Source organism: Vibrio hyugaensis (assembly GCF_002906655.1).
Lineage (GTDB): Bacteria > Pseudomonadota > Gammaproteobacteria > Enterobacterales > Vibrionaceae > Vibrio > Vibrio hyugaensis.
In genome coordinates this window covers 1,794,497-1,808,846 of the sequence record NZ_CP025795.1, presented here as the reverse complement: position 1 = coordinate 1,808,846, position 14,350 = coordinate 1,794,497, and the positions used below count along the sequence as shown (strand labels likewise).

The 14,350-nt window shown below is 45.7% G+C and carries 10 protein-coding genes; 9 read left to right on the top strand and 1 reads right to left on the bottom strand.

The window, feature by feature from the left end:
- The first annotated feature begins 192 nt into the window (after positions 1–192).
- The 5 genes from C1S74_RS25035 to C1S74_RS25015 are packed head-to-tail and all read left to right on the top strand — an operon-like array spanning position 193 to position 8,663.
- Positions 193–2,205: a prolyl oligopeptidase family serine peptidase gene (locus tag C1S74_RS25035; protein ID WP_045398661.1), complete on the top strand. Its 2,013-nt coding sequence runs from the start codon at positions 193–195 to the stop codon at positions 2,203–2,205.
- Positions 2,206–4,347 carry a TonB-dependent hemoglobin/transferrin/lactoferrin family receptor gene (locus C1S74_RS25030; protein ID WP_045398660.1) on the top strand — a complete coding sequence of 714 codons (2,142 nt, stop codon included), beginning with the start codon at positions 2,206–2,208 and terminating at the stop codon, positions 4,345–4,347.
- Between the two features lie 9 nt (positions 4,348–4,356).
- A complete protein-coding gene (locus C1S74_RS25025; RefSeq protein WP_045398658.1) occupies positions 4,357–6,609 on the top strand; it encodes a proprotein convertase P-domain-containing protein in 2,253 nt (750 codons plus the stop codon).
- A gap of 25 nt (positions 6,610–6,634) precedes the next feature.
- The gene (locus C1S74_RS25020) at positions 6,635–8,086 is read left to right on the top strand and encodes an Lcl domain-containing protein (protein WP_045398656.1); all 1,452 of its coding nucleotides are present in this window, start codon (positions 6,635–6,637) and stop codon (positions 8,084–8,086) included.
- A 1-nt stretch (position 8,087) separates the two neighbouring features.
- Complete coding sequence (locus C1S74_RS25015; RefSeq protein WP_045398655.1) at positions 8,088–8,663, top strand: Lcl C-terminal domain-containing protein; 576 nt, start codon at positions 8,088–8,090, stop codon at positions 8,661–8,663.
- A 109-nt stretch (positions 8,664–8,772) separates the two neighbouring features.
- Here the strand turns inward: C1S74_RS25015 and C1S74_RS25010 are convergent, their stop codons facing one another.
- Positions 8,773–10,416 carry a methyl-accepting chemotaxis protein gene (locus C1S74_RS25010; protein ID WP_045398653.1) on the bottom strand — a complete coding sequence of 548 codons (1,644 nt, stop codon included), beginning with the start codon at positions 10,414–10,416 and terminating at the stop codon, positions 8,773–8,775.
- A 333-nt stretch (positions 10,417–10,749) separates the two neighbouring features.
- Here C1S74_RS25010 and C1S74_RS25005 point away from each other — a divergent pair, with 333 nt between their 5' ends.
- The 4 genes from C1S74_RS25005 to pstB all read left to right on the top strand — a co-directional run bounded on the left by C1S74_RS25005 (position 10,750) and on the right by pstB (position 14,298).
- Positions 10,750–11,571, top strand: coding sequence for a phosphate ABC transporter substrate-binding protein (locus tag C1S74_RS25005; protein ID WP_045398652.1), 822 nt, complete (start codon positions 10,750–10,752; stop codon positions 11,569–11,571).
- A 98-nt stretch (positions 11,572–11,669) separates the two neighbouring features.
- The gene (pstC, locus tag C1S74_RS25000) at positions 11,670–12,602 is read left to right on the top strand and encodes a phosphate ABC transporter permease subunit PstC (protein ID WP_038873310.1); all 933 of its coding nucleotides are present in this window, start codon (positions 11,670–11,672) and stop codon (positions 12,600–12,602) included.
- 22 nt (positions 12,603–12,624) lie between these two features.
- Positions 12,625–13,488 carry a phosphate ABC transporter permease PstA gene (gene pstA / locus C1S74_RS24995; protein ID WP_038873313.1) on the top strand — a complete coding sequence of 288 codons (864 nt, stop codon included), beginning with the start codon at positions 12,625–12,627 and terminating at the stop codon, positions 13,486–13,488.
- A gap of 60 nt (positions 13,489–13,548) precedes the next feature.
- Entirely contained in the window at positions 13,549–14,298 is a 750-nt protein-coding gene (gene pstB, locus C1S74_RS24990; RefSeq protein ID WP_038873314.1) for a phosphate ABC transporter ATP-binding protein PstB, read from the top strand.
- The last annotated feature ends 52 nt before the right edge of the window (positions 14,299–14,350 follow it).

The following is a 14,350-nucleotide window of genomic DNA, read 5'->3' as shown; positions in this document are numbered from 1 at the left end:
ATTTCATAGCAACAGATGACTCACCTACTCAATGATCAATATGCCAGTGTATTCATCGGCTATTTAAACGTTTGCCATAATAAAAACCGATATAAACATCACGAAAATGTGTAAATGATAATTGATCTCATTTTTATTTAAGGGCAAAATACGCGAAATAATATTAATCCTATAAATAGTTGTGCCATTTATATGAAATTTACTCATGTTTTTTTGGGGCTTTTAGTCACTGCTTCCCCCAGTTTTGCCGCGGATAATTTTGATTGGTTGAGAGACGATTCTCGCCAAGATCAGCGTGTGCTTTCTTACCTCAAACAGCAAAACCAAAAAACAGAAAAATTTCAGAACGGATACGACAGCCTCACACAGAGTTTACTCACTCAATGGGATTCGATGGCCGCGGAGAAAGGTAAGACGCCGTGGATCATTAAAGATGGTGAGGAATGGAACCTTGTTCGACGAGAGGAGCGTTACGTTTTAGTGTCTCGCTCGGATAGCAATGCAGAAGAGAAGATTGTTTACGATTTCTCACCTCGACAGTCTAAGCACCAATACTATCAAATCGGTCAGTGGCGCATCCATGATAATTCTTTGTTGTTTACGGAAGACATCGATGGCAGCGAACAATACCGTGCCGTTTTCGTCGAGCTTGGAAAAGGGGCAACAAAAGAGCTGGTAAATAATGTTGATAATGGTGCTTTGTTATCCTCTAACGGTAAATTTGGCTACTTCGTTGCGAAAGAAGCACGCACACAGCGACCATATCAAATCTTACGAATCGACATTCAAACGCTCGAGAAACGAGTAATTTGGCAAGAGGACAAAACCGATTGGTTGATGTCCTTCTATCCCGCAGCAGATTCACATTACGCTCTAGTTCAAAGCAACAACGAGTCGACCACCGAGCAGAAGTTACTTGAGTTAGATTCAGGAGTGTTGACTTCGTCATTGCGCAAACCTGAAACCGGTATTGAATATTACGCGGATGTGGCTCGAGGAAAGGTATTCATCAACAGCAATCTGGATGGAAAATTTGGCTTGTTTGAATTGAAGCTCTCAGAAGCCATTAAACATGGCAAGAGCATCAAATGGACCTCGTTTACCTCTTCTGAGAATAACGTTGAACAGTTCTATCTGTATGATGCGGGACTTGTGGCATTAACCAGGCAAGACAATCAAACGACAATCTCGGTTTACTCTTACGATGGCAAGGCGAAGAAATCTCTTCCGTTAGAGTCGGAAGGGCGCGTTGCTTGGTTGAGCACACTTGGTGACTACCGCTCTAACAAAATCCGCATTCGTAGTATGTCGATGACGACACCGCCGTTGTGGGAAGAGTTTGATGTTAAGACGCTGAAAAAAAGTGACTTCTCACAAGATGCTTATCGTGACTTCTCTAGTCAAGACTACGTTTCTCAACGTATTACAGTAAAAGCAAACGGTGTTGAAGTACCTGTATCGCTCGCTTATCGTAAAGACAAGCTGAATGAAAATGCCCCAGTGGTACTCTATGGTTACGGTGCATACGGCTTTACCATGAAACCTTACTTCATGCCTCAGACGGTGAGTTTACTTGACCAAGGTGTGATCTATGCAATTGCCCACGTTCGTGGTGGTGGCTACTTTGGTAACGATTGGCATGAACAAGGCCGTGGGATTCTAAAAGTCAATTCCATCAATGATTTTACGGCAGCTGCGCAAGCACTGAAGCACTTTAAGCACGGTGAGCGTGATGTTTACGCATTGGGCTCTAGTGCGGGCGGCACCTTAGTGGCAGGTGCCATTAACCAAGAGCCTGATTTGTTTGCTGGAGCGGTATTAAAAGTGCCGTTCGTTGATGTGGTTGCAAGCATGTCTGACACTTCTTTGCCTTTGACGGCACAGCAATATGGTGAGTGGGGGAATCCGACACTCCCAGAGCAGCTAAAAGCAATGCAAGCTTATGATCCTATTCTTAATATCCGCAAAGACGCTTACCCACCCATGTTGGTTCAAGTCGGATTAAACGACCAACGTGTGCCTTACTGGGAAGGCGCGAAGTATCTCGCCACCATTTCGTCGACCAGTGAATCGACAGGACCTTATTTGTTGCAAACGGATTTTAACTCTGGCCATCGCATGGATCCAAGGCAGGCAAGAGAACAACAAGCAAAAGAATATGCGTTTCTACTATCACTAATTAAAACATCTAAAGCGGAGCAGTAAATGAAGCTTACCCCAGTCTCAGCGGCAGTACTTTCGGTACTTGCTGCCAGTCAAGTGCACGCCGAATCTGACGTTTACTCTATGGAAGAGGTGGTCGTTACCGCCAATAAAATAGATCAACCTCTATCAAAAGTTGCGGGCAGCGTAGCGGTAATTACGGAAGAAGAAATCGAAGCGAGAGGTGAAACGGAGCTTTACGATGCACTGCGTAATGAGCCGGGTGTAAGCGTTACAGGTGGTGCTGGACGCCCTCAAAATATCACGATCCGTGGTATGACGGGCAACCGAATCATGATTGTCCGTGATGGCATTCGTTCCGCAGACGGCTTTGGTGCGAATGATATTAACGATGCGGTTGGTCGAGATACTTTTGATTTATCCAATTTTCAATCTCTTCAAATCATCAAAGGTGCAAGTTCTTCTGTCCACGGCTCTGGCGCGATTGGCGGTGTGGTGATTTTGGAATCCAAACAGCCGGGTGACTTCCTTAAAGATAAGGATTTCTATAGTGATGTTTCTGGTACTTACACCGATATCAGTAACAAGTACAAAGGTACGAGTAACCTAGCTTTCCGCTCCGGTGATACAGAGAGTTTGTTTAATGTTTCATACTGGCAAGGGCAAGAGACACGTAACTTTGATGAAGATTTGTATAACCGCGACCTAGATGGTTACAGCGGTGCTTATACGATCAACCACTTTTTCAATGAAGAGGTGATGTTGAAAGCCAAAGCGGAACTCTACACCCAGAATCAAGAGCGTTTGGAGGGTTCACCGTCCATTCAACCTGATGGAATCTGGCATATTGAAGGCTTTGCTGAAGATGAAACCTCCGAAGAGTACAGCGCTTACATTGGTGCAGAGGTGACACCGATTAATCCAACTTGGTTCGAAGAGTTGGATACCAAAGTTTACTGGCGTCACACTGAAGTCGTGGAAGATACCAACCGTTTAATGCGCCAAGTGGATCACAATGGTTTGATTACCAAACGTCGCGAACTGGAACACAAAACCTTCATTGACGAGACAATTGGCTTCCGTGGTGACTTCACCAATACGATTTATGCTGCAAATGCAGAGCACCAATTGGCTTACGGTGTCGAGCTTTCTACTGACTATTACGAACGCACAGATAGTGATTCCAAGATTGATTGGAACGGAGTAACACCTTCGACCAAACAACCTTTCGCTCCTGCTCGTGCTTATAACATTGGTTTGTATGTTCGAGACATGGTGGAACTGGATAAATGGACCATCACAGGCGGCCTACGCTTTGATGCGCACCGTTTAACGCCGGATGGTGAGGGAGAAGTGGGCGGTTTCCCATTAAAGGACATGGATAGCTCGGAGGTGTCTCCAAGCCTGTCGGTTTCTCGTGAAATGTTTGCCAACAACATCGTTTATGTATCGTACAACCACGGTTACCGTGCTCCGGAATATGACAAAGCATATGGCTTCGTGAACCATGATTTCGTACCGCTAACGCCTTTTGTTATCGCACCTAACTTAGACCTAGAAGCCGAGACTTCGGACTCATTTGAAATTGGTAACAAGTTCGATAACGGTCGTGCGCATGTCTATGCGTCCGTGTTCTACAACAAGTTTGAAAACTTTATCGATGTTGTGACCACAGGCTTTGATTCAAGCACTGGTAATTACATCAAACAGTACCAAAACCTTGATGGCGTAGAGACTTATGGCGCAGAGCTTTCTGCGGGTTACGCGCTCACCAAACAATGGGACATCAGCACTAAGTTTGGCTACGTAGATGGCAAAGACGCGGAAGGCGAATACGTTCGAAGCATTACGCCATTCGAAGGTAACGCTCAACTGAAATACGCCAACCAAGACTTCAATGCTTACGTGGCTTGGAACTGGGCCGCTGCTATGGATCGCGTTCCTAAATGCCAGACCACGCTTGGCCTAGCGACAGAGTGTGCGCAGACAAGCGCGTGGAATACGTTTGATCTTGGCGCAACTTACTACGTTTCCAAAGACCTTCGTGTTAGCGCAAACATCGTCAACTTGTTCGACAAAGAGTACATCCGATACCAAGACGTAGCGGGTATCGCTGAGGAAAGTAAGCGTTACTCAACTGAGCCTGGGCGCTACTTCACGCTAAATGCAAAATACGAATTCTAGGACGAAATCATGAAGCTAAAACCATTGGCGTTTTCGCTGCTTATTGCTTGTACCCCTGCGGCGCAGGCTGCAGAGTGGGATTATCCCGCAACGGACTCTGTGGTAACGAATGAAGCGCAAGCGAAAACTTATCTAGACAGCCACTACTCAGAAGCGGGCGAGTTTAAGTTCCGTTACAAAACCCAGTCTCAGCTTGGTGAGCATTACAATTTTGATGTTTGGGTAAACGGTGAATATCAAGCACAGCGTGCCCTAGTAGTAACAACCGATAAAAATCATCACGTTGTGCGAGTGTTTAAGAGCCTTGAAGATACGATAATTCGCAACGGTAAACCAACGGTTGCAATGGAATTGGAATCGCCTCGCCAACTGCAAGCACAAGAGCCACCGGCTTTGAGCTCTGGAAGTCTGGTTGATGTTGAGGTTTCTTTATTCAACCCAGATCTTCGTACCATGCAACAGCAAGCGGCACCAGAATCGACGTGGTCAGCACTGTCCGATTACCCTCAGCCGATCGAGTACGTAACCAAGTCGATTGAGGTTTTACAGTCGGGCGGCAAGTTCTATCTCTCTAACCCCAGATTAAAGCAAGTGGATGCGACGGGTTTATTTGCAGCCCCAGCACCTGGTGAAGCACCTGTACTTGATACGTTGGACTTTCTCAGCGCAGAAGGGGTTCAAGCATTTGACAGTGTTGATGAGATGCAAAGCACCGAGTTTGGTGACAATGCGTTCCCACAGTTGATGGCTTTTTATCATCTTGATAGCTCGATCCAATATCTGACAAGCCTAACTTACGACTTGTTTGACGAACCGCTTCGTTTTGATGCTCGCGGTTTATCAAAAGATAACTCTACTTACTATTACGGCACGAAAGCACTCATGCTGGGTGTCGGTGGTGTTTCTCCGGATGCAGTCGATGCTGATGTAGTGATACACGAGCTTGGGCATGGCATTCATTACCAAATCGTACCGGATTGGGCGTACGGTCACACTGGTGCTATCGCAGAAGGTTTTGCTGATTATTGGGCGGGCAGCGCGAGCTACCGCACTCAATATTTGGATGCTTCGCGTCGTGGTCAAGAATTCGAGTTAGATACGGTGTTCAATTGGGACGGTGTGTTCGGAACACGCAAAACAACTCGTAGCTTATGGAACCAAAGAGCGCGTTACTTCGAGAGCTCAGAGTATCCAGCGCATGTTAGTGTGGGCGGTGAACTAGGTGACGAGCTATGGTCAACGCCACTGTTCCAAGCGCTTAAAGCATCGGTTGAACGATACGGTGATGATACCGATAGCGTGTTCCGCGAGTTTGACGCCATTGTACTTGAAGGCATGTACGGCATTGGTCGTGGCGTGAAAATGCATGATCTTGCAGAATCGACCGTGTTTGCCGCAAACACCTTGTTCCCAAATAAAGATTACGCCCAATTCCTGACAGACAGCTTCAACAAACACAACTTACTTAAAGCGCCTCTTCGCGTTCGCTATGACGCTCGATACATCGCACAAGGTCAAGACGTTGGGGTGAGCCTGAGCCAAACTGGCCGTGAAGCGAGCATCAAAGGGCAATGGCTGCTAAACAACGCATCCGTGTTCGACTTTGATGAAACGCTTTCTGACTCGACCTCAATGAAGGTGGCGTTACCAAGCGGTCTGACATGTGGCACGCAATTCGATTCCTCTATTTCATTGGATTACCAATTTGCAGAAGGCTTAAAGACTCATCAGTGGAGTGAAAAGGTGATGCTGGTTAATGGTACGCCAGGGCTCGATATCCAGCCTCAATCAGTGAATTCCGCTTTGCCAGAGCAGGGCGACAGGCTGTTCTCTCAGACGCTATCGGACAAGTCACGCACGATTGATGATTCGTTTGCGGTTTACCTGAACATCGAACATGACTCACTGCAGGATCTGCAAGTGACGCTTGTGTCTCCACAAGGCAAATCGGTCGTGCTACTTAGCCATCGAGCAAGCAATACCAATGGATTTAAAGGTTACTTCACAGCTCAGTATGACGAGGAGTTACAAGCACTTGTCGCTCAACCGAGTTGGGGTACTTGGCGTCTCGAAGTGTCTGACCGCGTGTCAGGGAACTCTGGGGTGTTGAAAGAGTGGGGTGTGAGTCACTTTGCTCAGTATCAGTGCAGTGCTGATACCACTAAAGAAAGCAGTGGTGGTGGTTCAGGTGGCAGTGGCTCGCCTTGGACCTTGTTAGGACTTTTCCTGCTTTCAATGGTGAGAGTGATTCGCTCTCGTTAATTACAATCAAAAGAAGATAAAATCTATGAAGTTTCAATATTCTTTCGTTGCTATGTCACTAGCCCTAGTTGGCTGTGGCGGTGGTTCTGGTGGTGACACGTCGGCACCGACCTATGATGTAGCTGGCACCATCGTTTCTGCAGGTACACTTCTTGATACGCCAGTGTGCATCGATTTAAACCAAAACTACGTTTGTGATACTACTGAACCGAGTGCTAAAACGGATAATGCCGGTAAATTTAGCCTGACTTCAAGCGACAAAAACGTACTAACCAGCACCATTCTTGCTCAAGTTGATCAAGGTTCAAACCAAACGTTGCGTCTTGCGGCTCCGGGCCAAAATTTAGCAACGGGTAACACGGTCAATGGTGTAACAACGTTGTTCGCAGGCCTTGTGGTTGATGGTAAAACCGTTGCTCAAGCTGAAGAGATTGTGAAAGCGCAACTCACCGATGCCGGCGTTTCTCTGTCTGGTACGGTAATGTCTAACGCAGAAGCCAGCGATCTAGATAAGCTAGAGCAAAACACGGTTGCGCTATTAGCTGCGATGCAACCACAACAAATGACTAAAGGCGTAGCGTTGCTTGCTCAAAGCCTTAGCTTCCAAGGTAAACCGTTGGCCTCTGATCTTCTGTCTGAAGCGGAAGTGAGTGCATTTGCTGAAGAAATTGCAGCGGTTGCTGAACAAACGCTTGGTAGTAACGATACGGGGGCCGTTCTTCATTTTGCTGATGGCGCAGCAGACGTTGCTGAGGTCCAAGCTTCTTACCCTGGTCAAGATGCGGAATACGGCTTCGACAAAGAGGACAAGCAAACGTCGACAGGCGCAGGCTTTAAGTTCGTTAAGCTAGATGCACAAGGTGCTGCTTTAGCTGCAGATGCCACTGAGTGGGCATGTACTATGGATGAGCGTACTGGGCTTGTCTGGGAAAACAAAAGTGCGGATGCGAGCTCGGTTCAATTCAAAGATCGCCTATTTGCGTTTGAGTCTGAAACATTTAAGCCATTTAGTAAAGATGTAGAACTTGCAGGTTGTAAAGACGCTGGTGATGAAGTTTGTACCACTAGCCAATATGTGGAGCATATCAATAAGCAATCTTTGTGTGGCATCGCTGGTTGGCGCTTACCTACTTACCGCGAGACTTATGACTTATTAGACTTTGGTGAACAAACACTGTTCGCTCCTAACGATGAATATACACCATACAACGTGTATGGTTTTAATGTTAAATACTTCCCACAGCAAACGATAGGCAGTCCTTATTTAGAGTATGGCGCGTTTTGGCATAGCGACTTTACGTTTGTGAATACATCATCACAGCTCGTTGATGCTGAAGTTTATTTCCCCGCAATTATCTCTCGGGGCGTAGATAGAGGCACTATTTCACTCGTCGATATTCGCTCAAGCAACACAAGTGCAGACGCCGATGACTCATACCAATTCCCAATCCGTCTAGTAGCAGTAAAGGGCCAATAAGATGAAGAAACTAATCACCGCGCTATCTCTTGTGTTGGCTTCTCAAGTAGCCATGGCGGCACAAGAGTGTTCCACTGATTTTGGAAAGACAGCACCTAACTCTCGTTACACCTACTCTGATGCTGGGACAGTAACTGACTTAAAAACGGGCCTAACGTGGATGCGTTGCCCTGTTGGTATGACATGGAATGCAGCAAACGAAGAATGCACCGGGACGCGAGCTACAATGTCATGGCAACTCGCTCTCTTCACTGCCAAACAAATTCGTAATAAGGATGGTAATCATCTTCTTCACAATTTTGCTGACAAAAAAAATTGGCGACTAGCTAATATCAAAGAGCTGGTATCTTTAACTGAGCGAGCTTGCCACAGTCCAGCCATGAATAGTACAGGGTTTGCTAGCGGCTATAGTTTGAAAGATGGAGATGATGTTCTAGGGCGTTATGTCTGGAGCAACACGCCTAATGGCGACGGTAAGCATGTTGCAACTTTTGATACGACTAATGGTGAGGTTTTCAATAGAGATCCGTTAGACTCAAGTTTCAAAAGCACTCTCTTGTTAGTGACAGATGAATAATAAGTATTACGTCAATAAGGGTTGATAGCTTTGCTTTTATAAAAAGCTCCGCCAGTGCGGAGCTTTTCTCTTTTCTAACCTTTGAAACTTATCGTCTTGAGCTGAGTGTTTAAACTTGGAACTGCTTAAGCTGATGCTTTTGGTTTTCTGCTAAACCAGACAGTTCTTGCGCTGCCGCGGCTGATTGAGTGATACCAGTAACGTTCTGACTCACCAATTCATAGATGGTGCTCAAGTTATTGTTGATATCTGAGGTTACTTGTTTTTGTTCCTCTGAAGCGGTCGCTACTTGTGTGTTGATAGCATTCAAATCAGAAATCGCATTATTGATGTCGCTCAGAGAGCGGCTCACTTCTGAGGCAAGTGCTTGGTTGTCTTCCAGCATGGCTAAGCTTGAATGCATGCTTTCATTAGCATGACCAGACTGCTGCTGAAGTTCTTCAATAATGGTTTGGATTTCTTTGGTCGATTCTTGAGTTCTTGCTGCCAGCATACGCACCTCATCAGCAACCACAGCAAAGCCTCGACCACTTTCCCCCGCTCGTGCCGCTTCAATCGCCGCATTCAATGCAAGTAGGTTGGTTTGCTCAGAGATGCTCTCAATAACTTCAATCACTTTACCAATCTGTTCGGACTGATCTTTTAGTGACGTGACCACGTTTGCCGCTTCATTAAGTTGGTCGGCCATCTTCGCACTGGCACGTGTGCTTTCTTCAAACATGCTTAAGCTTTGTGAGGTTAACTTGCTTGCTTCGTTTGAGGCGCTATCGGCTTGTTGTGCATTGGTTGAAACTTCCGCAGCGGTAGATTCAAGCTGGTTAATTGCAGAAGCTACTTGTTCTACTTCTTGTTTCTCTTGGTCTGAGTTGGCACTGCTTTGCGTCATTACTGTTGCCAGTTCAGTCGAAGCCGAGGCGACGTCTTCACTGATTCGAACCAGTGAGTCGACGGTACCGCGGAGTTGGTGGATGGTTTGGTTTACGTCTTGTGCCAGTTGCGACACCTCATTTTTGCCCGTTTCTTCCGCTTCTACTAATAAGTTGCCTTTTGCTACTTCGCGCATGGTTTCTTGTAGGTTACGAATAGGCGCCACGATGTAGCTTGCTAGCAACCAGCTGATCAAAGAGGCGATAGACAAAATAATGACAAGAGAAATGGTGCTGTAAGTGATGGTATCTGAGTGCAATGCACCATTTTCTGTGACTTCGTCTGTTACGATTTGATTGAGCTTCTTAGACAAGTTGTCAATGGCGCCAATCATTGCTTCACCTGCTAAGCGGTATTGACCCATTGCTGTCTCATATTCTCTCTCGAAATCTGAGGACACGTTGTTGGATGAATGTTTAGTGTTCAGTAGCGGCGTCATGGTGATTCGAGTGAAATCCACATAGTGGTTCATCGCATCGCGCATGGCGTTGACTTCTGCTTGGATGCCTTCAATTTGGTCGATGGAGCTTAAAAACTCACGGTTGGTTGCCTGACGATGTTGTAACTCTTGGTTCAGTGTTTGGACATCTTCTGCTCTGAATAGGCTGTAGATTGCCTTAATGCGCATGGCATAAGTGTTGTCGACGATAGAGCTGAGTTCTTCTTTATGCACGATAAGGTTATTGGTTGAGACCGTGACCTTGCCGAATGCTTGCTCTAACTTTCCGATGCCGATACTCAACCCAATGACGAGAAGTATGACAGTGAATAATACGGGTACGAAAACCTGTGACTTAATAGACAGCGTACTCAGTAATTGACGCATGATTGACCCTCTAAAGATTGGAACTATTATCATTTTTGTAAATAAAGCGCCCCGATTTTAATTATTAGTTTCGATATATCAATTATTTAACGATGTTTAATTGTTATGAAATATACCAAAAGCGATGCAGTTGGCATTTTGTTGTAGCCAAAGGTATGCAACGTAATTTGAGCTCGAAAGGAAATAAAGTTTGATTGCTGATTTATTAAGCAGAAATGACAACGTGTCATAGAGGCTTCAACTAAGTGAAACACAACTGTCATATTTGGATTCTAAAGTGAGCACCGTTCAAGTGAAACACAACGGCAATAAAGCCACTTAAAGGAAATTGTGATGAAAAAGACAGTAATCGGTGCAATCGCACTTCTAGGCGCAATGGCAGTGACTCCTGTTTCTGCTAAAGAAACTATCTCTGCAGTGGGTTCTAGCAGCGTAACTCCACTGATGGAAGTTTTCTCTGAAACATACATGAAGACAAACCCGAACGTATTTGTTGAAGTTCAAGGCCCTGGTTCATCTGCGGGTGTTAAAGCTGCGAAGAACGGTTCTGCTGACCTAGGTATGTCTTCTCGTAACCTAAAAGATTCTGAGAAAGAGCCGACTCTAAAAGAAGAGGCCGTTGCTCTTGACGGTATCGCAGTTGTTGTAAACCCACAAAACAAACTATCGGGTCTTACTGCGGACCAAGTTACTGCAATCTACAAAGGTGAAGTAACAAACTGGAAAGACGTTGGCGGTGCAGATAAGCCAATCGTAGCTATCACTCGTGATACGGCTTCTGGTACTCGCGGTGCTTTCGAAGACATCATGTCTCTTAAAATGAAGATTTCTGACAAAACAGTTTCTGCGATTTCTCAACGCGCTCAAGTTGCTAACGGCAACGGTGCATTGAAGACAATGGTTGCTTCTAACCCATACGCAATTGGCTATATCTCTCTAGGTACAGTTGATGGCTCTGTAAACGCACTTCCAATTGATGGTATCGAAGCTTCTGTAGATAACGTGAAAAACGGTTCTTACAAAGTTGCTCGTCCATTCCTTGTTCTTTACAAAGAAGGCAAGCCATCAGCTGAAACTCAAAAATTCCTAGACTGGATGCTAACTGACGAAGCGCAAGCGCTAGTTGACCAAAAAGGTTACATCTCAGTTAACTAATCCCATCGGGGCTCTAAAGTTTGCTCAGCCCACCATTTTGGGCTGAGCCTTTTCTATCCATTGTGTTCAAGGGCATTGCCTAGAACCGTGAGATTTTTATGACCATCGCAACAAATAGTGAAAAGCTTATGACTACTGACGCTAAAGCGATCAGCAAGCCAGGCCTACGCGAGAAACGCCGCGTTGACTGGAGAGAGCGTATCTTCCACGGCTTGTTTTTAACGAGTGCTGTTATCGGCATCGTTTCATTAGCAGTAATCGCATACTTCATCGTTCGAGAAAGTATTCCAGCCTTCCAAGAAGTTGGCGTATCAGGCATCGTACTTGGCCAAAACTGGCTGCCACCAGCACTTTACGGTGTTGCAACTATGATTGTTGCTTCCATCGTGTCGACAGCTGGCGCAGTATTAGTTGGTGTGCCAATAGGCGTGTTGACTGCGGTCTTTATCGCAGAAATTGCACCGAAACGTTTGGCTGATGTTATCCGTCCAGCGGTTGAGCTCCTTGCCGGTATTCCTTCGGTGGTTTACGGCTTCTTTGGCTTGGTTATCATCGTACCGCTTATCCAAAACGTATTTGATGTACCAGCGGGTAACACTATTTTGGCAGGTATCATCGTACTGGGTGTGATGATTCTTCCTACTGTCATCACGGTTTCTGAAACGTCTATTCGTGCAGTACCTCGGACTTACAAAGAAGGTTCTTTGGCTCTTGGCGCTTCTAAAATCTACACCATCTTTAAATTGCTCGTTCCAGCGGCTCGCTCAGGCATCATGACAGGTGTGATTCTGGGTATTGGTCGTGCGTTGGGTGAGACCATGGCGATCATCATGGTAATGGGTAACGCGCCGGCAATGCCAGAAGGCATCCTTGATTCGGCTCGTACGCTAACCGCAAACATCGCTATTGAAATGTCTTACGCAAGTGGTGTTCACGCGAACGCTCTATACGCTACAGGTGTGGTACTACTGGTCTTCATCATGTCGTTGAACGCTGTACTACTTTACCTAAACCGAGAAAAAGCGAAGTAATCGCTCGTTAAAGGTGACTATTATGGATCGCGCAAAATTAAAACAGGCACGCCAGTTCAAAGATAATGTATTAAGCGCATTTGTCTGGGTCTCGGCAGCATTAACGGTAGGCTTTTTGTTCTGGATTATCTGGTACATCCTATCTAACGGTCTACAACACGTAGATTGGAACTTCATTACTGATGACTATACGCGCACAGGGGACGAGCACGGCATCTTCCCGATGATTGTGTCGACTATCTACATGGTTATCGCTTCTATCGCAGTGGCAGCACCACTCGGTATCATGACGGCAATCTACTTGACCGAATACGCGAAAGTAGGCAGCCGTTTAGTGAAAATCATCCGATTCTGTACCGAGTCATTGGCGGGTATTCCGTCGATAATCTTCGGTCTATTTGGTATGACTTTCTTCGTAGCGATTCTTGGCCTTGGCTTCTCGATTCTATCGGGCGCTCTAACGCTAAGTATTCTTATCTTGCCAGTGATCATCCGTACCACGGAAGAAGCATTGATGGCAGTACCGCAAACGTACCGCGAAGGCTCTTATGGTCTTGGCGCATCGAAAATTTACACTATCTGGCGCTTGATTCTTCCGAGCGCAATGCCAGGTATCTTAACCTCGGTCATTCTAAGTATTGGTCGTGTCATTGGTGAATCTGCTCCAGTTTTCCTGACAGCAGGTATGGTTGCTCGTATTCCGGATTCTTTATTGGATTCAGGCCGTACACTAACCGTTCACCTATACAAACTGACTACCGAACTGTTTACCATTGAGGAATGGAATCAGGCTTACGGTACCGCGACAGTTCTGATTGTTGTTGTTCTACTGATCAACATGGTTACAAAACTGATTGCACGACGTTTTAACACAGCAACTTACTAACAACACAAATTAAGAACGCACGTTAAAAGACACGAATTCAAGATTTAAGAGATTAAGAAAATGAACAAGTTTGATATTGAAAACCTAGACCTGTTTTACGGTGATAACCAAGCACTGAAATCAATCAACCTGCCTATTCCAGTACGTCAAGTAACCGCACTAATCGGTCCTTCTGGTTGTGGTAAATCTACACTATTACGTTGTTTGAACCGCATGAACGATCTTATCGAAGGCGTTAAGATCACTGGCAAACTGTCCATGGATGGTGAAGACATTTACGGCAACATCGATGTCGCTGATCTTCGCATCAAAGTGGGGATGGTATTCCAAAAGCCAAACCCATTCCCAATGAGCATTTACGAGAACGTGGCATACGGTCTTCGTGCTCAAGGCATTAAAGATAAAAAACACATTGATGAAGTGGTTGAGAGCTCACTTCGTGGTGCAGCACTTTGGGACGAAGTGAAAGACCGTCTTAAGTCACATGCATTTGGACTATCTGGTGGTCAGCAGCAACGTCTATGTATCGCTCGTACAATCGCGATGGAGCCTGATGTGATCCTAATGGATGAACCAACATCAGCACTTGACCCAATTGCAACACATAAAATCGAAGAATTGATGGAAGAGCTTAAGAAGAACTACACCATCGTTATCGTGACTCACTCAATGCAACAGGCGCGTCGTATTTCTGACCGCACTGCGTTTTTTCTAATGGGTGAGTTGGTCGAGCACGATGACACACAAGTGATCTTCAGTGACCCGAAAGACGACCGTACTCAAGGCTATGTAAACGGCGACTTTGGTTAATTAACGTATTTATCAGCATATACATGAATAACTATAAGCGATGGTACTCTTG